Origin of the sequence: Paenibacillus sp. FSL R10-2771 (genome assembly GCF_038000205.1) — a bacterium.
GTDB lineage: Bacteria > Bacillota > Bacilli > Paenibacillales > Paenibacillaceae > Paenibacillus_AQ > Paenibacillus_AQ phytohabitans.
This window is the reverse complement of record NZ_JBBOBM010000001.1, coordinates 2,226,810-2,242,019: the sequence shown is the minus strand read 5'-3', so window position 1 is coordinate 2,242,019 and position 15,210 is coordinate 2,226,810. Positions and strand designations below refer to the sequence as shown.

At 53.4% G+C, this 15,210-nt stretch carries 19 protein-coding genes; 1 reads left to right on the top strand and 18 read right to left on the bottom strand.

The window, feature by feature from the left end:
* Positions 1 to 161: 161 nt before the first annotated feature.
* The 8 genes from NSU14_RS09490 to NSU14_RS09455 all read right to left on the bottom strand — a co-directional run bounded on the left by NSU14_RS09490 (position 162) and on the right by NSU14_RS09455 (position 6,544).
* Positions 162 to 962 carry a biotin--[acetyl-CoA-carboxylase] ligase gene (locus tag NSU14_RS09490; protein WP_076243336.1) on the bottom strand — a complete coding sequence of 267 codons (801 nt, stop codon included), beginning with the start codon at positions 960 to 962 and terminating at the stop codon, positions 162 to 164.
* Positions 952 to 2,382, bottom strand: coding sequence for a CCA tRNA nucleotidyltransferase (locus NSU14_RS09485; RefSeq protein ID WP_340944383.1), 1,431 nt, complete (start codon positions 2,380 to 2,382; stop codon positions 952 to 954). The genes NSU14_RS09490 and NSU14_RS09485 overlap by 11 nt, the downstream gene beginning before the upstream one ends.
* A gap of 22 nt (positions 2,383 to 2,404) precedes the next feature.
* Complete coding sequence (bshA, locus tag NSU14_RS09480; RefSeq protein ID WP_042138601.1) at positions 2,405 to 3,562, bottom strand: N-acetyl-alpha-D-glucosaminyl L-malate synthase BshA; 1,158 nt, start codon at positions 3,560 to 3,562, stop codon at positions 2,405 to 2,407.
* 92 nt (positions 3,563 to 3,654) lie between these two features.
* Positions 3,655 to 4,359, bottom strand: coding sequence for a bacillithiol biosynthesis deacetylase BshB1 (gene bshB1, locus NSU14_RS09475; RefSeq protein WP_042138603.1), 705 nt, complete (start codon positions 4,357 to 4,359; stop codon positions 3,655 to 3,657).
* Complete coding sequence (mgsA, locus tag NSU14_RS09470) at positions 4,359 to 4,781, bottom strand: methylglyoxal synthase (RefSeq protein ID WP_039309895.1); 423 nt, start codon at positions 4,779 to 4,781, stop codon at positions 4,359 to 4,361. Before mgsA ends, bshB1 begins: the two co-directional genes overlap by 1 nt.
* A gap of 15 nt (positions 4,782 to 4,796) precedes the next feature.
* Complete coding sequence (gene dapB, locus NSU14_RS09465; protein WP_340944378.1) at positions 4,797 to 5,600, bottom strand: 4-hydroxy-tetrahydrodipicolinate reductase; 804 nt, start codon at positions 5,598 to 5,600, stop codon at positions 4,797 to 4,799.
* Between the two features lie 33 nt (positions 5,601 to 5,633).
* Positions 5,634 to 6,155, bottom strand: a complete 522-nt coding sequence (locus tag NSU14_RS09460) for a tetratricopeptide repeat protein (RefSeq protein WP_042138606.1) — start codon at positions 6,153 to 6,155, stop codon at positions 5,634 to 5,636.
* 59 nt (positions 6,156 to 6,214) lie between these two features.
* On the bottom strand, positions 6,215 to 6,544 hold the full coding sequence (locus tag NSU14_RS09455; protein WP_039309889.1) for a nucleotide pyrophosphohydrolase: 330 nt from the start codon (positions 6,542 to 6,544) through the stop codon (positions 6,215 to 6,217).
* Positions 6,545 to 6,711: 167 nt separating this feature from the next.
* Here NSU14_RS09455 and NSU14_RS09450 point away from each other — a divergent pair, with 167 nt between their 5' ends.
* Positions 6,712 to 7,584 carry a YitT family protein gene (locus NSU14_RS09450; protein ID WP_042138607.1) on the top strand — a complete coding sequence of 291 codons (873 nt, stop codon included), beginning with the start codon at positions 6,712 to 6,714 and terminating at the stop codon, positions 7,582 to 7,584.
* A 398-nt stretch (positions 7,585 to 7,982) separates the two neighbouring features.
* Here the strand turns inward: NSU14_RS09450 and NSU14_RS09445 are convergent, their stop codons facing one another.
* From NSU14_RS09445 to NSU14_RS09400, 10 genes are all read right to left on the bottom strand, one after another.
* The gene (locus NSU14_RS09445; RefSeq protein ID WP_340944369.1) at positions 7,983 to 8,888 is read right to left on the bottom strand and encodes a sporulation protein YpjB; all 906 of its coding nucleotides are present in this window, start codon (positions 8,886 to 8,888) and stop codon (positions 7,983 to 7,985) included.
* Between the two features lie 55 nt (positions 8,889 to 8,943).
* A complete protein-coding gene (locus NSU14_RS09440; RefSeq protein ID WP_076243338.1) occupies positions 8,944 to 9,591 on the bottom strand; it encodes a DUF1405 domain-containing protein in 648 nt (215 codons plus the stop codon).
* A gap of 189 nt (positions 9,592 to 9,780) precedes the next feature.
* On the bottom strand, positions 9,781 to 10,656 hold the full coding sequence (locus NSU14_RS09435; protein ID WP_042138609.1) for a menaquinol-cytochrome c reductase cytochrome b/c subunit: 876 nt from the start codon (positions 10,654 to 10,656) through the stop codon (positions 9,781 to 9,783).
* Between the two features lie 98 nt (positions 10,657 to 10,754).
* Positions 10,755 to 11,426, bottom strand: a complete 672-nt coding sequence (gene qcrB, locus NSU14_RS09430) for a menaquinol-cytochrome c reductase cytochrome b subunit (RefSeq protein WP_020427667.1) — start codon at positions 11,424 to 11,426, stop codon at positions 10,755 to 10,757.
* Between the two features lie 5 nt (positions 11,427 to 11,431).
* Entirely contained in the window at positions 11,432 to 11,986 is a 555-nt protein-coding gene (locus NSU14_RS09425; protein ID WP_042138610.1) for a ubiquinol-cytochrome c reductase iron-sulfur subunit, read from the bottom strand.
* 221 nt (positions 11,987 to 12,207) lie between these two features.
* Positions 12,208 to 12,633, bottom strand: a complete 426-nt coding sequence (locus NSU14_RS09420) for a DUF2487 family protein (RefSeq protein WP_042138611.1) — start codon at positions 12,631 to 12,633, stop codon at positions 12,208 to 12,210.
* Between the two features lie 80 nt (positions 12,634 to 12,713).
* Entirely contained in the window at positions 12,714 to 12,893 is a 180-nt protein-coding gene (locus tag NSU14_RS09415) for an IDEAL domain-containing protein (RefSeq protein ID WP_039309877.1), read from the bottom strand.
* A gap of 18 nt (positions 12,894 to 12,911) precedes the next feature.
* Positions 12,912 to 13,418, bottom strand: coding sequence for a gamma carbonic anhydrase family protein (locus tag NSU14_RS09410; protein WP_171716670.1), 507 nt, complete (start codon positions 13,416 to 13,418; stop codon positions 12,912 to 12,914).
* 11 nt (positions 13,419 to 13,429) lie between these two features.
* Positions 13,430 to 14,518 carry a hypothetical protein gene (locus NSU14_RS09405; protein WP_076243340.1) on the bottom strand — a complete coding sequence of 363 codons (1,089 nt, stop codon included), beginning with the start codon at positions 14,516 to 14,518 and terminating at the stop codon, positions 13,430 to 13,432.
* Between the two features lie 90 nt (positions 14,519 to 14,608).
* A complete protein-coding gene (locus tag NSU14_RS09400) occupies positions 14,609 to 15,196 on the bottom strand; it encodes a histidine phosphatase family protein (protein ID WP_076243341.1) in 588 nt (195 codons plus the stop codon).
* Positions 15,197 to 15,210 lie beyond the last annotated feature (14 nt).

The following is a 15,210-nucleotide window of genomic DNA, read 5'->3' as shown; positions in this document are numbered from 1 at the left end:
CGTTACATACAGTTATGAAGGTAAATCCGGTAAAACAACTCTATAAAAGTTCAGTTGCTTAAGTACAGCTCGCCATAGCGATGCCGCCTCTGAAGCTATTATAACAAAATCTGCAGACAATTACACCTAAAAATATGACATAAGGCGGCATGTCTTGACGCTCAGATCATTTCGATTTCCCCTGACAGCACGCTGGTAATCTCACCGGCGCTATTGCGCAGCCGCAGTCCTCCGTTGTCATCCAGACCTACTGCAGTGGCTTCGGTGCGGCCTAGCGGCGTGTTCACACACACCTGGCGGCCCAGCGTTACCGACATCGATTCCCAGAGCTCCCGAATAGGCCGGAAGCCCTGCTCTATGTATTGAAGATACAGATATTCGAGCTCAGCCAGCACCGCTTCCGCAAGCCCGGTACGGTCAACGGGAATGCCGCCCCCTTCAATCAGCAGGGAGGTTCCCACCTCCTGCAGTTCAGCCGGGTAATCTTCACGGGTCAGATTAACGGCAATGCCGATTCCGGCTATACAGTAATGAAGGCCGCCTTCCCTAAGGGAGGATTCAAGCAGAATGCCGCAAATTTTGCGTCCGCCGGCCAGCAGATCATTAGGCCACTTGATGCCGGCGGGAACACCGGTAACCTCACGGATCGCCGTGCAGACAGCTACACCTGCCAGCAGAGTCAGCTGCGGGGTCAGGGACAGCGGGAGATTCGGACGCAGCACCAGGCTCATCCAGATTCCCTTGCCGCGCGGGGAATGCCACTTGCGGCCCATTCTGCCCCGGCCGCCGGTCTGCTCCTCGGCCATAATCGCGGTGCCTTCAGGGGCACCGTTCTCGGCCAGCTTCTTGGCTTCCTCTTGTGTAGACGCCACCGAATCCATCCGTACGATTTCGCCAGGCCAGCTTGAAACGAAGTCCTCCCGCTTCATACGGCCGGACGGCAGCGTATCATCACTCTTCATCTTTATCCATCCTTTGTGCTTCCTGCAGCAATAATTGTTTGTCATTTGCAATGCCGCCGGCTGCGGCAGCCAGCAGCAGCTTGTTCAGCAGCACGCCAAGCCATGGCCCGGGCCGCTTCTGCAGCAATTCTGCCAGCTCGTTGCCCGTCACCGCCAGCTCCGCAAGACTGCGGAGCGGCATAGCTGCGGTCCAGGAGCGCAGGAGCCGGGCTTGGACCGTGGCGTAAACGGGCTGCTGCCCGGCGGCGGGGCTGAGGACTGGCGGCACGGCGGTGGCAGGACCGAGGGCAGGCGGCACGGTGGCGGCAGGACCGAGGGCAGGCGGCGCTGTAGCCGCGCCCGCTGAACCCTGCGCCAGATCCGGCGCAGGGACAGGCCCCGCGGCGGCATCCTCCGCCGCCGCAAGCAGCGTCAGCCACCCTTCGGCGGCTGACTGGCCATGGGCCAGCACGGCGGCGATCCACCGCCGCCGCAGGCCCTCCGTGGCGCCTGGAGCATCCGGCGCCACCGAAGACAGCGCCGCGTCCCAGGCTTCGCGGACGCGCAGTACGGCGACGACGCTGCTGCGCGTCGCCCCCGGGAACGTCCATGCCCGCAGGAGATCATCCGCCGCAGCGGCGGACGATCCCAGGGCATGCAGCAGGAGCGCCCACCGCAGGCGGGCGTCATGCAGGTTCCCCAGACCGGCTGTACGGGCGGCGGCTGCCGCCAGGTCACTGCCGGTCCAGGGGAACGGCGCCTTGCCGCGCGGCAGCAGGCCGCTGCGCAGCAAGAGTGCCAGCCCGCGCTGCGGATGCGGGCCCTCTACGATGCGCTCGACCTCCGCGCGCACCCGCTCCACAGCAATATGCGCCAGCTTATCCCGCTGGCGCATCAGGCCGCGCCACGTATTCTTGGCGATGGCGAAATCCAGCACGGAGGCGAAGCGCACACAGCGCAGCATCCGCAGCGCATCCTCGCCGAAGCGTTCCTCCGCCTGGCCCACACAGCGGATACGGCGGAGCTGAAGATCCCGCTCACCGCCAAAGGGATCAATCAGCGCACCATTAAGCCCGGAGCACATGGCGTTGATCGTGAAATCGCGGCGGAGGAGGTCCTCCTTCACATCGCTCACAAAAAAGACGTGCTCCGGACGGCGGTGATCGGCATAGCCGCTCTCCGTCCGGTACGTCGTAACTTCAAAGCTATAACCATTCTGCAGCACAGTAACCGTGCCATGAGCCAGCCCGGTAGGAACACAGCGCGGAAACAGGGCCATAACCTCCTCCGGCAGTGCAGAGGTGGTAATGTCCATGTCATGCACCGGTCTGCCCAGCAGTTCATCGCGCAGGCAGCCGCCCACGAAATAAGCTTCATGCCCACCCGCCAGCAGACCGGTAATGACGGTGCCGGCGGCTTCCGCCATGCCGGATGATGCCATTGTCCATTCCATGCCTTACTCCTTACCCCCGGATAGGATCCAGTCCGAGTACCTTGCGTCCAAGCACGCGGTAATATATATCTTCGTATTGATTCGTAATCATATCTCTGCTGAAATCATGACAGGCCCGTTCCAGACAGGCGCGTCTGAAGCTCTCTGCCATCGCGTCGTCCGAGAGCAGCTGAACCGCATAATCAGCCATAGTCTGAGTATCGCCTACCGGCGCGAGGAATCCGGTTTTGCCATGCTGAATCAGCTCTGGAATCCCGCCGGTCTGGGACCCGATGGTCGGAACGCCGCAAGCCATCGCCTCCAGGGCAACGAGCCCGAAGCTCTCCTTCTCCGAAGGGAGCAGCAGCAGATCAGCCAGTGAAATCACCTGGGCAATTTCATCCTGCTTACCCAGAAACCGCACTTTGTCCTCCAGGCCCATCTCGCTGATTTTGGCCTGAATCTTCGGCAGATCAGGCCCTTCCCCCACCAGAAGCAGACGTGAAGGCAGATGTTTATTCACCTTCGCGAATACATCCACCACATCACTTACCCTTTTAACCGGACGGAAGTTGCTGATATGCATCAGGATTTTTTCATCCGGAGCAGCGTAGTCACCGCGCAGGTCCGTTACATCGCGTGGATAATACACCCGTTTGTCCACGAAATTATAGGTCAGATCAATTTCCCGTGTAATATCAAGCGCCTTACGTGTTTCCTTGATGAGATCCTGGGAGACGGCAGTCACCGCATCACTCTCGTTAATGCCCAGGCGGATCAGATCCTTCAGGGATTCATCCTGGCCCAGTACAGTAATATCTGTGCCATGCAGGGTCGTAACCACTTTAATGTCGTTGCCAAGGATCTGCTTGGCCAGAAAAGCACAGACCGCATGCGGCACCGCATAATGGACGTGGAACAAGTCCAGCTTCTGCATCTTGGCTACCTGGGCCATCTTGGTCGCCAGTGCCAGATCATAAGGCGGATAACGGAACACATAATAATCGTTAACCTCTACCTCATGATAAAATATATTTTTTTGAAACGTTCCCAGCCGGAACGGGATGCTGTGTGTAATAAAGTGGACCTCGTGGCCCTTCTCGGCCAAAAGCTTGCCCAGTTCAGTCGCCACTACGCCCGAGCCGCCAAGAGACGGATAACAAGTGATGCCTATCTTCAGCCGGTCCATAGCTCCGCCCCTTCATTTTACATAAATCTATTACTTCAAGTAATGACATGAATTTATTATAGTTGTTTTTCGGGCTTTTTCAAATCTGCGCCTTATTTACCGGCAGCACCGAAGTAATCCACCGTATGCGGCACCTTGCCGGCGAACCCTTCTGCATAAGGAATGAGCCTCCGCTGTCCGAGCAGCATATCTCTCGAACGGACGCGCTCGATATACCCTTCTGTTAAAGGAGTCTTCACAGCATCCTCACCAGGGAGTATGCCAAATTGCGACCGGTAGCAGGATAACGCCTGCTCTTTGAGCGGATATTGTTCCGTTACATCGACAATCAGATCGGTACGGCCCAGATCGTTAATGAAATAGAAATATAATTGCGGTTCAGGGATAGAAGGCATGTCCGGCATATACTTACGCAGCTTGGCGTTAAATACGGCCTCTTCCACCAGCTTGCTGCACGCGATATGATCCGGGTGCCTGTCCTCCCAGTAAGGGGCGAACACGATGGAAGGGGCATAGCGGCGGATTTCTGCAGTTACTGCCGCCAGATGGTGCTCTGTCATATAGAGCCCCCGGTCAGGAAGTCCCAGATTCGTACGTACCGCAGCCCCCAACATGTCTGCAGCCTGCTGAGCCTCAAGTTTACGAAGCTCCACCGTTCCGTTCGAAGACATTTCCGCCTGTGTCAGATCACACATCCCCACTTTGAAGCCGGCAGCAGTGTGTTTGGCGATGGTTCCCGCCATGCCGATCTCCGCATCATCGGCATGAGCGCCGAATACCAGAATGTCGAGTTTCATTATTCATCCACACCCGGTTTGTATTTATGTACCAGCTCGCGCCAGCCGAAATCTCCGCGGTCGATTGCCTTTACCAGAATTTCAGCTGTGGCAATATTGGTAGCCACCGGGATTCCATATACATCACACAGACGGAGCAGTGCCGTGATATCCGGTTCATGCGGCTGTGCCATAAGCGGATCGCGCAGGAAAATAATCAAATCAAGCTCATCCGTTGCCACCATGGAGCCAATCTGCTGATCTCCGCCCAGCGGGCCGGACATATAGCGGTGAATGACGAGTTTGGTTGCTTCCATGATCCGTTGTCCTGTCGTTCCGGTGGAATATAATTGATGCCCTTCAAAAACATGCTCATAGGCGGTTACGAAATTCACCATCTCATCTTTTTTGCGGTCATGTGCGATAAATGCGATTTTTAACATGTTGCTCTCCCCCGTCTATTCTATAAAATGCTCAAATCCGTAAATCAAACCGGTATACCCCATCACCTTCTGGATTCCCATCTTGACTCCCGGCATATACCCGGCACGCTCGTATGAATCATGGCGGATCTTAAGCGACTGTCCAAACCCGCCGAATACCACTTCCTCCTGGGCAAAAACCCCGGGAAGACGTACGCTATGAATCCGGAACCCGTTGTAGTAACCGCCGCGCGATCCTTCAATAATCTCTTCTTCCCCCGGGTGTCCCTGGCGAAGCTCCTGCCGTGCCTCAGAGATCATCTCTGCCGTTTTAATGGCTGTTCCTGATGGCGCATCCAGCTTCTGGTCTCCATGATACTCGATTATCTCCAGGTGCGGGAAATATTTGGAAGCCTGGGCCGCAAATTTCATTAGAAGAATGGCTCCGATGGAGAAGTTCGGTGCAATGAGTCCGCCGATCTCCTGATCCTGGCATTGCTTGTCCAGCTCGGCGATCTGTTCAGGCGTAAATCCGGTAGTCCCGATCACCGGACGAACGCCATATTTGATGGCCAGGGCAGTATTGCTATAGGCTGACTGCGGAATGGTAAAGTCCACCAGCACATCTGCAGCAGCTCCTGCAAGAGCTGCCTCCAGGTCCGAAGTAACCCGAACACCACTATCCTCAAGGCCAACCATCCGGCCGGCATCGCTGTCGCCCGCAGAGCGGTCGACAGCGGCTGCCAGCTCCAGTTCATCATCCTGCAGCACCAGCTTCACAACTTCTTTGCCCATTCTTCCTCCGGCTCCGGAGACAATAACCCTGATCTTGTCGCTCAAATTAATTCCTCCCCGCTTTCCCTGGCTCTGATATTATTGTATATATTTTTGCAGCGATTTCTGCAGATCCTTCATCAGCTGACGCAGACCGGTATCATCCGGGTGCAGCGACATCACTTCTTTCAGTACAGCTATCGCCTGCAGATGCTCGTTCATCCGGCTGTGTGCAATAGCCAGCCATACATAAGCATCCCCATATAAGGGGTCCAGCGATACCGCTTCTTTCAGCAAGGTAACCGGATGGTATGGATTCACCGGCACCGCTGCCTCATCCTCCAGCAGCCGTTTCGCTTCCTGCACGAGCTGCAGCGCCTGCAAATGCTGAAGGTGCAGATCATATTCCGGTTTGGAACCATCCAGTTTGCGTGCGGCTACAGCGTGTTCAAGCGCCTTCTCCAGCATTCCGCTGCGGGCATAGGTGATGGAGCAGCGGTACCTTACCTCAGCATCATCCGGACTTGCCGCAATGGCCGCTTCGAACAGAGTGATGGCCTCAGCGAAGTCACTGCGCAGAATAGAGCGGTATGCCGCTTTTACATAATCGTTATGATTCATATCCTCACCATCCTCACGGCTAAATCCCGTTCGTTTGGTACAGCATATGTAGTAAAGGCCTAATCGGTGTTTTTGAGTGTCCAGCGCCCGGCATCGCGGGTATTGAACTTGTGCATAACCTTGTTATGGGCTTCAGTAAGGTCTATGCCCAGTGAATTGGCGAAACAAACGGTAATGAAGAGAATGTCGCCCAGCTCCAGCTCGATCGAGTTATCGGCTTCATCCGCTTTTTTCGGTTTCTCGCCAAACTGATGGTTTACCTCCCGCGCCAGCTCTCCGACTTCCTCGGACATCCGGGCCAGCATGGACAGCGGGCTGAAATAGCCTTCTTTAAACTGTGAGATATACTGATCAACCTCACGCTGAATGTCACTAAGACTTTTATCCATAAATTGTTGTTTCACCCCCCGTATGTTCTTGCCTTCTGTTTGCCCCTATGTTATCGTAAAGACGTTTTGAAGACAAATCTTTTTTGAAAGTCTTTGTGGATTTGCGGCTGTATCCGTGAGAATAACTACCTATAAACTGCCCATTAGAGGCATACGCGAGGGATTATATGAAATCGTCAATTAAATTCAGCACCATCAGCAAAACCATTGCCCCCATCATGCTGGGAGCTGCAATCTACGCCTTCGGACTTCTGTACTTCATTGTACCCAATCAGCTGATGGAAGGCGGAGTCACCGGGATTACCATCCTGCTCAACTACGCCTTTAGCATACCGATCTTTTTGACCACACTGCTGCTGAATCTCCCGCTCTTCCTGCTTGGCTGGAAGGTGCTGGGGGCGAATCAGATCGTCTACACAGGCGTTGGTATCGGCGCCCTGTCTTTTTTCCTCTGGCTGTTCGAACGAATGATTAATGCAGGCTGGATTGTAACGTTCAGTACGGAGCATGATTTTATTCTTGCTTCATTATATGCCGGGGTAACACTGGGGCTGGGACTGGGGATCGTCTTCCGTTTCGGCGGCACCACCGGCGGGGTAGATATTGTAGCGCGGATTCTCGGACGCAAGTTCGGCTGGAGTATGGGACAGATTATCCTGGCAGTTGATGTGATCATTATTGGCGCTTCCCTGCTCTATATCCCCCGTGAAAAAATATTGTACACCCTGGTCGCCGTCTTCATTGCTTCACGTGTCATTGATTTCATTCAAGAGGGGGCTTATGCCGCCAAAGCGTTCACCATCATCAGTGATGATGCTCCGCAGATTGCCGAGCTGATTACCGCAGAGATGGAACGCGGCGTCACATTGATCCCGGCGATCGGAGCCTATTCCAAACAGGCCAAACATATGGTGTACTGCGTTGTTTCCAGACAGGAAATCCGCCGGCTCAGCCTGCTGGTCAAGTCTGTTGACCCTAAGGCCTTCGTCATTATCAGCGACGTTCATGATGTGCACGGTGAGGGCTTCCGGGAGACCTGATTAGCTGAGGGGAAGCTGTTAACATGAAATCCTGTACATAGTACAACATTCCCCTTATAATCTTGGCCATAATCCGAAATTGTTGTATAAAAGGCAACAATCCGCCTTCTCCAGGCGGATTAGCAGTGGAATTCTTGTATTCCATACAACAATCTTCCCGAATACACTGGTATATTGATATTCAAGTTGTAATATGTACAACATTTTTGTTTACACTGTGCAAACCTGAGGAATTCAGGTTCCATCAGCTACATTGTACTTACTTCGTTAGTTGCAGTTTCAAATGTACTCAAAAAGCTCCCTTCATCCGCCTCAGCGGGAAGGGAGCTTTTGTGAGTATTGAGGATTCATACACCTGAGGGGAAGAACACCAGCTTCAGCGAATGCCACCCTCCCGGCTATACAGCCTTCCAATCGCCGTTCTGGCCCCGGTACTTGCGGTAAGCGGCGTAGGCCAGCACCGTAAGGATGAACGCGCCTGCCAGCAGCCCCCAGGCCCCGTACTGCTGCGGGGCGAGCGGAAGCGACAAAGCCGGCTCATCGCGCTCTTTGCCGAACATGACCCGGGCTGCATCCTGCCCGTAAGACACGATCTCCAGCAGCCGGGCCCGTTCCACCGGCTGCGCGGAGGTGGCGATCCCCTGAGCATACGAGATCCAGGAATCAAACGTATTGACAGCCTCCGGCGGCCGGGAGATGATCACCGCCGGCCGGATATTATCGTACCGGCTCTGCAGTCTGGCCAGAGCGGCCTTCCAGCTCTTCAGATCATTAGCGGCAGCGCCTTGCTCCATATTATTCAGATCCTCGCGGACCAGCTTGTAATACTGTAGCCACATGGGCTGTCGGGGGTGATTCAGACTGTTCGCGGCGAGCCGGAGCCTGGCTGCGGCAGCTTCCCACCGCTGGGGAGAAGCCTCTACAGCAGCCACTGCAGACTTCATGTCCATAATCACTGTAGAGAGCGCATGGATTCCCTCTACCGATGTCAACCCTTCGAAGGAAGAGGAGATAAAAATCTGCGAGATTTCCTCACTCTCCTGCCTAGCCTTGACCACATCGCCATCAAGCACATAAGCATATAGGGCTTCGGCTGCCTGCTCCAGCCGCTGCGCCCCGCTTCTGCCGGTGAGGGCAGCGGGATCACTGACGGTGAATCCTGTTGCCTCTATGTATGCTTCAGTTCCAGAATTGGCACCAGCCGCCGCCGCTTCCGCTCCGGCCAGAACCCTACCTCCATTCATGCCAGCCAGCAGCCAGCACAACACAATCCCTGACAGTATGAACCTTCTCCTGCGCGGCATGAGACATCCCTCCCACCTTAATGTATGGCGGAAGGACAAGAGTTAGAACAGCCTGTCAGTGCCTCTCAGCAGGTTTGCCCGGAAGTGCAGGACGCCTTGTCCTGCCGCCGAATAACCACGCGGCAGCTGTGCTGAACAAGGTAAGGCCCATGGTGAAATACTGTACGGCACTGACATCATCATCCAGCACTGATGGCAGCCACGGAAATACGCCTTCAGAATAATCCACCATATCATTCGCGAAAGTCCATAACAGCGCAACGGGCAGCATTCTGCGGAAGGAGAAGTAGCGGGCATAGATCAGTGCTTCAACCGCCATTCCGGTATGAGAAATCATCAGCATCCAGTCTTTCCAGTTGACCGTATCGCCCTGATAACCGCCGGCCACAATCATGCTGACCGCCCAGATGCCGTATTTCACCGATGTGACTACGGCCAGCGCCTCGATCAGCTGACGAACCAAGGTTCCCGTAAGCCCCTTCGGCGGGTAGAGCAGCAGCAATAATGCAATTGTAAAGAACAGGCTGGCCGTAGGACTGTCCGGAACAAAGGGCAAGAGCCAGACAGGATAATTCTCAGCCGTGAACGCAAGCTGATTGCCATACCACATGTATCCGTAAACCGTACCCAGAAGATTCACGATGAACAACAGCCAGATGATCCTTCTGTCCCTGAATAATCTGTCAAACCAATGAACCGGCATATAGACAACTTCCTCCCGACTGTAGCAGCTTCAATGCTAAAACAAGTAGATACGGCCCTGCTGTCCTTTATAGGACGGACTCCGTATCAGCGAGGAATATAAGGATAAAGTATACCGTAAAACATATACTTTCTTATATTCAAGCAAAAACCTGACCGCATGCACGATCAGGTTTGCGTTAATTTTATTTTACTGTTCGCTTTTTTGTTTGGCAAGCCAGCCGGCCAGATCATCAATATCCTGTTCGGACAGCCCCGCTCCCATAGCGGTCTCGTACATCGGAGGCATTTGTCCTTTGCCTTCTTTAATAATAGTAAGAATCGCTGCCTTATCATGCTTATCCCCGACCCCGCGCAGGGAAGGCGGCCCTCCGGTGCCCTTCATATCTACAGCATGGCAGGATACACAGCTGGCTTGCTTATAGAGTGCCATCGCCGGATCATCCTTGTCCACAATGGCAATGTCCTTCGTTTGGACGACAGTTGTGGTAGGCAAGCCAGCCGCCCTGTTCTCGGCCGCTTTCTCCTCACGCTGCACATCCTCCGGAATCTGTCCCGTCTCCGCCATTTCGTGCTTGTATTCCGTCCAGGCGGTATTGGTCAGGTACACAATGGCCGCCAGGGACAGGAACATAAGTGAGGAAGCAATCGGTCTGCGGTAGAACCGGCGCTCACGGCCCGTATCCAGAAAAGGGGCCAGAAGCAAAGATCCAAACGCCACACCGGTCACGCCAAGCGTTCCCAGCACGATATAATCTCCCGATGCATAGGGCAGCTTGAGATACTGATAGAGAAACAGAAAGTACCAGTCCGGGATAGGAATTACCGTCGCTGTGGCATTCGCGGGAAATCCGAGCGGAGCCGGCTCCGATATCGTCAGAACCAGAATACCCACCAGCACCACTACGCCTACCATCCATTCCTTAAGCAGAAAGTTAGGTATAAAAGCTTCAGACTTGCCCGGATAGGCCGAATAGTCAGGCGGAGTAATGAACCCGTTGCCCCTGCGGACCCGGGAATCCCCTACGAATACCACCTTCTCTTTGGAGTCGTCTTTATGCGCCATGACCGTTCCTCCTAAAAGTTTTGTGAGTCTTTGCTTCTCGAACCGCTTCTTACAAAACCCGCTTCGGAAGCATACTCTTAAGTTTTGGTGAGCCTCAATTACAATGGGCCGGAAATTCCTTGTCTGCGGATCATAATGAAGTGTCCGACAAGCAGTATAAGCAGGACCGCCGGGAGGAAGAATACATGGAGGGCGAAGAAGCGGGTCAGCGTCTCGGCGCCAACAATCGTACCGCCCTGCATCAGTTCCTTCAGCACCGGCCCCATAACCGGAACAGAGTTCGCGATCTCCAGGGTAACCTTGGTTGCGAAGTACGCCTTGTTATCCCAAGGGAGCAGGTAGCCGGTTAATCCCAGCCCCAGCATAACGAAGAAGATCAGCATCCCGACGACCCAGTTCATCTCGCGCGGAGCTTTATAGGAGCCGGTGAAGAACACACGCATCGTATGAAGGAACATCATGACAATGACCAGACTCGCTCCCCAGTGATGCATCCCGCGGACAATCTGGCCGAAGGCGACTTTGGTCTGAAGGTACTCCACGCTGGCATAGGCATTTATGATATCGGGTACATAATACATCGTCAGGAACATGCCTGACAGAATCTGAATGACGGTTATGAAAAAGGTAAGTCCGCCGAAGCAATAGACAAAGGCTGAGAAGTGATGGGCCGGATTGACATGCTCGGGAACCTCGTGGTCGGCAACATCTCTCCAGATCGGCGTAATATCCAGACGTTCGTCAATCCAGTTATAGACATTTTTAAACATTGGATTCACGCCTCCTTCTTAGCTTCAGTATTTGGAACGATGTCGCCCAGATACACCCAGCCGCCGTCAATCTTGGTGGTGTACTGGTCAAGCGGCTTCGGGGCTACCGCCAGATTCTTGCCCAGTTTCGTATAACGCGCTCCGTGGCAAGGACAGTGGTATTCATCCGGAAAAGCCTTATCATTGTTCCAGCCTACCGTACAGCCAAGGTGCTTGCAGACCGGTGAAAGCGCATAAATTTCTCCGCTCTCATCTTTACGGATCCACGCCGTCAGCATTGCTGTACTGGCATACCATCCGTCCTGCTGCGGCAGTTCAAAGGTGAACTCCTGGGGCACATCGGTAATCTTGGACGTTTCCGCTACCTTGATAAAGTCTCCTTCGCCTTTTTTATGTAATATCGGGTCTACGGCAAAACGAATCATCGGCAGAATGGCTCCGGCTCCCATAAAAGCGGTGGCACCGCCTAGTGTATAGGCCAAAAACTGTCTACGCGATATATCCTTCCGTTGGGGCTGTTCTTGCGGAAGCGGTTCCTGTTCTTCATTAAGGCTGCTCATACTGTGTGTAACCCCCTTTTCAAAATTTGAGAAGGCACCTGCAGAGTCCGTTCAAAGACAATTCTGGTAATTAATTCGTTTTCAATGAAAAAAATCACATGACATATAAGTTCACCCTAATCATAGCTTAGGCTCCAAAACCCGTCAAGAATATTGTCTAAATTGTGACAGGCATTTGTGGCTGATTTCAGAATAATTGTTGATTTTTCGTCACATTTAACTCATTTTCCATTTAACCATAATCTCTGGATTTCATCCCGTATACGGGAGCTCACCGGAGTATCGGAATTCCTCTTCATTTCAGGCTGGCAAAGGAGTAAATCGCTTTCATAAACCTCTTCTGTTAAAAGCACTTCATTCGCGGATGACACGATGACATACTGGAAACCAATGGATTTGACTTTTTGGCAAAGGGCATTAAGTAAAGCTATACTTTCTGCTCCTGCATATTGTACCGCCGGATAAGTCACCACACGCCCTTGAAAAGGCTTTTCGACTAACTCGAGAAAATCACGCTGACGCTCCAGCGCTGCAACGGTCTCGGGAGGTGTCTCCGTCCCTTGAAGTCCTGTATACGGGATTACACAGGTATCGTAGAAATGTCCATCCGCTTCCCAAGTCTCGCGGTCAAAATCACTGAATTTCATCGGTTGGCCCCCTTCTTGCCGCTCATGCAGCATTTAGAACATCATAATTGTAAAAAAAGAAATGCGCCAGGCGCATTTCCCTATGCCAAACTTTTCAGTTCTTCAGTCAGATTCCGGAAAGCCGCCTCATCTCCGGCAGCCAGCGCCGTGTCAATCTTCCGGTACAAGATGTCGGTACGACGCTTTCTTAACGCTTCATCCCAAACCATTTCTGCAGCAAGCCCCAGCATCACTTCATAAGTAGCCTTCATTTTGTCCATTCGATACACCTCCGCTGTTTAAGAGTTTCCGTATTCCAATGCTTTCTTCACATAGCTTTCACTGGTGCGTGCCATCCTCAGCAGATCCTGTTCGGTCAACTCACGGATCACTTTGGCCGGGGTGCCTAAGGAGAGCGTGTACGGCGGAATGATTTTGTTTTCGGTTACAATGGAGCCGGCTCCTATTAAAGCATATTCACCAATCTCTGCTCCGTTCAATACAATTGCTCCCATTCCGATTAATGTGCCTTTGCCTATCCGACAGCCGTGGATAATCGCGGAATGGCCAACCGATATATCGTCACCCAGAATTAGCGGTACACCCTCAGCCACATGACCCACCGTACCATCTTGGATATTGCAGCGCTCTCCGATTATCACCGGAGCCAAATCTCCTCTAAGCACGGCATTGAACCAGATACTGGATTGTTTCCCCATCCTTACATCGCCAACGAGCTTAGCGCCTTCCGCCACATAGACTGATTCATCAAGCTGCGGTATGTAACTCCCATAAGCAATCCGCATCTCTCTCCCCCTTACTTGAGCAGCAGCTTCGGTACGGCCGCTTCAATTCCCCAGGGCGTCATCATGACCACCGGTCCTTCGGCACCTTCTCCGAGTCTGATCATGCCCAGATGCAGCATCATCCGCAGAATACGCTGTTCGAGTATGGCGCCGGCGTCATCATAATAGAACGGCTTAATCAGCCAGCCCAGCCCTTCGGATAGCGAAGCCACTGTAACCCATCTGCCTGCACTAAGACTGATCCAATAGACTAGCGACGGCAGGTTTGGAATTGCGCCTTTATACAGTCTTAACCAAAAGGAGAATAACTGCATCAGCTTTTCCGATTTCCCTTCCTCCAGGAATTGTTCCCCTATGGCTGTGAGCTTCAGTCGGTAGCCCTCCTCCGAGATCCAGCGGCGGTGGCGGGCATAATCATACAGCAGGGCAAATCTCGGCGGATAATGCTCACAGGCCCTGCCGTAGCCGAATCTCCACCCGCCTTTGCCCAGCAGGGGCTCAGCAATTTGCAAGGCATTCATCACTCCCTGCTGATTGCGTTTATACAGCGCCCCCTCCTGGCCAAGTTCAGGCTCGTTCTCCTTCACATAGCGCAGGAAGAGCAGCAGATCACCCGCCAGCAGATCGCCCTCGCCCCGGTACATTGCCGGTTCAGGACTGGGAGTAATCCCTTCCTTCAGGTGCTCCCCCATCCTGTCGCGGAAGCGGTTCTTCAGATCCAGCGGGACCTGAAACAGATACCTGCTCTGCTGCGATGCACCGGTAAAGAGCCAGCCGCCGTTTTTGAACCTGCTGACCATATCGCGGTAGCTGCCGCTTTTACCGGAGGGTGTGTCAAAACATGCCTGCCTTGCGGCGGCAAGAAGATCTTCCAGACTGAAATGGCTGCGCTCATCAAAAAGCAAAGTGTTCAGGAACCGCAGTTCCTCCGGGGTACACCCCCGGATATGAGACTCCATAAACTCACGGCTGCCCAAGGTAATGAGAATACTCTGAATCAAATCATGTTTGGAATTCCGTTTGCACTCACATTCATAGCGTCCCGCAATGGCGGTAAGCTGACCAATGTCTGCGTAAGTGAGCATATCCGCCAGATTCATCTTTTATCGCCTCACCGTTTTACTACCATTATGGGAAATACAGCCCTTTTTATTCCTTATTACGCAAAAAAAATAACCCGAAGGGTCGGGTTAACGCTGATTCTGCAAGATATGACGGGTACAGTTGTACAATAACGGATTCCATTCCTGCTCATTTTTCTCCAAAATCGTCAGGGAGAGGTTGCCGAGCCGTTCTGAATACTTGTCTTTGTATAGCGCGGTATACAGCTGTGCAAGAAACCCTCCATGGGAGATGACCAGTACATTCTGATCCGGATAACGGGCTGAGAGATCCTCAAGAAAAGCAAGCCCGCGGACCTGAAGCGCCGCATCGCTCTCCTGCCCCAGTGTTAACTGATTCCAATCCTTGCCCCATTTAGCTTCGCGGGCTGCAGCCGTCATGCCTTCTACCTGGCCATAAGCGCGCTCGCGGATTCGATGATCCGGTTCCAGTAAAGGAATTCCAAGCTTAGCGGCAACGATCCTTCCTGTCTCAGCTGCGCGGGAAAGACTGCTCGTAATGCAATAGTCCCAGTGGTAGGGCTCCTGCAGAAGCCGGTCACCCAGCATCTCAGCCTGCCTGCGGCCTTCGTCGTTAAGCGGAATGTCACTTTGTCCCTGAATCTTACCTTCCGCGTTCCAATCCGTCAGCCCATGGCGTATTAAGCCGATCAGCATTGCCTATCACCTTT

Excerpts from the sequence above, each read along its gene's own strand:
- NSU14_RS09490 (WP_076243336.1), bottom strand. The coding sequence starts at position 962 with ATGAAGAGTGATGATACGCTGCCGTCCGGCCGTATGAAGCGGGAGGAC.
- NSU14_RS09485 (WP_340944383.1), bottom strand. The coding sequence starts at position 2,382 with ATGGCATCATCCGGCATGGCGGAAGCCGCCGGCACCGTCATTACCGGT.
- bshA (WP_042138601.1), bottom strand. The coding sequence starts at position 3,562 with ATGGACCGGCTGAAGATAGGCATCACTTGTTATCCGTCTCTTGGCGGC.
- bshB1 (WP_042138603.1), bottom strand. The coding sequence starts at position 4,359 with ATGAAACTCGACATTCTGGTATTCGGCGCTCATGCCGATGATGCGGAG.
- mgsA (WP_039309895.1), bottom strand. The coding sequence starts at position 4,781 with ATGTTAAAAATCGCATTTATCGCACATGACCGCAAAAAAGATGAGATG.
- NSU14_RS09460 (WP_042138606.1), bottom strand. The coding sequence starts at position 6,155 with ATGAATCATAACGATTATGTAAAAGCGGCATACCGCTCTATTCTGCGC.
- NSU14_RS09455 (WP_039309889.1), bottom strand. The coding sequence starts at position 6,544 with ATGGATAAAAGTCTTAGTGACATTCAGCGTGAGGTTGATCAGTATATC.
- NSU14_RS09450 (WP_042138607.1), top strand. The coding sequence starts at position 6,712 with ATGAAATCGTCAATTAAATTCAGCACCATCAGCAAAACCATTGCCCCC.
- NSU14_RS09445 (WP_340944369.1), bottom strand. The coding sequence starts at position 8,888 with ATGCCGCGCAGGAGAAGGTTCATACTGTCAGGGATTGTGTTGTGCTGG.
- NSU14_RS09440 (WP_076243338.1), bottom strand. The coding sequence starts at position 9,591 with ATGCCGGTTCATTGGTTTGACAGATTATTCAGGGACAGAAGGATCATC.
- NSU14_RS09435 (WP_042138609.1), bottom strand. The coding sequence starts at position 10,656 with ATGGCGCATAAAGACGACTCCAAAGAGAAGGTGGTATTCGTAGGGGAT.
- qcrB (WP_020427667.1), bottom strand. The coding sequence starts at position 11,426 with ATGTTTAAAAATGTCTATAACTGGATTGACGAACGTCTGGATATTACG.
- NSU14_RS09425 (WP_042138610.1), bottom strand. The coding sequence starts at position 11,986 with ATGAGCAGCCTTAATGAAGAACAGGAACCGCTTCCGCAAGAACAGCCC.
- NSU14_RS09420 (WP_042138611.1), bottom strand. The coding sequence starts at position 12,633 with ATGAAATTCAGTGATTTTGACCGCGAGACTTGGGAAGCGGATGGACAT.
- NSU14_RS09415 (WP_039309877.1), bottom strand. The coding sequence starts at position 12,893 with ATGGACAAAATGAAGGCTACTTATGAAGTGATGCTGGGGCTTGCTGCA.
- NSU14_RS09410 (WP_171716670.1), bottom strand. The coding sequence starts at position 13,418 with ATGCGGATTGCTTATGGGAGTTACATACCGCAGCTTGATGAATCAGTC.
- NSU14_RS09405 (WP_076243340.1), bottom strand. The coding sequence starts at position 14,518 with ATGAATCTGGCGGATATGCTCACTTACGCAGACATTGGTCAGCTTACC.
- NSU14_RS09400 (WP_076243341.1), bottom strand. The coding sequence starts at position 15,196 with ATGCTGATCGGCTTAATACGCCATGGGCTGACGGATTGGAACGCGGAA.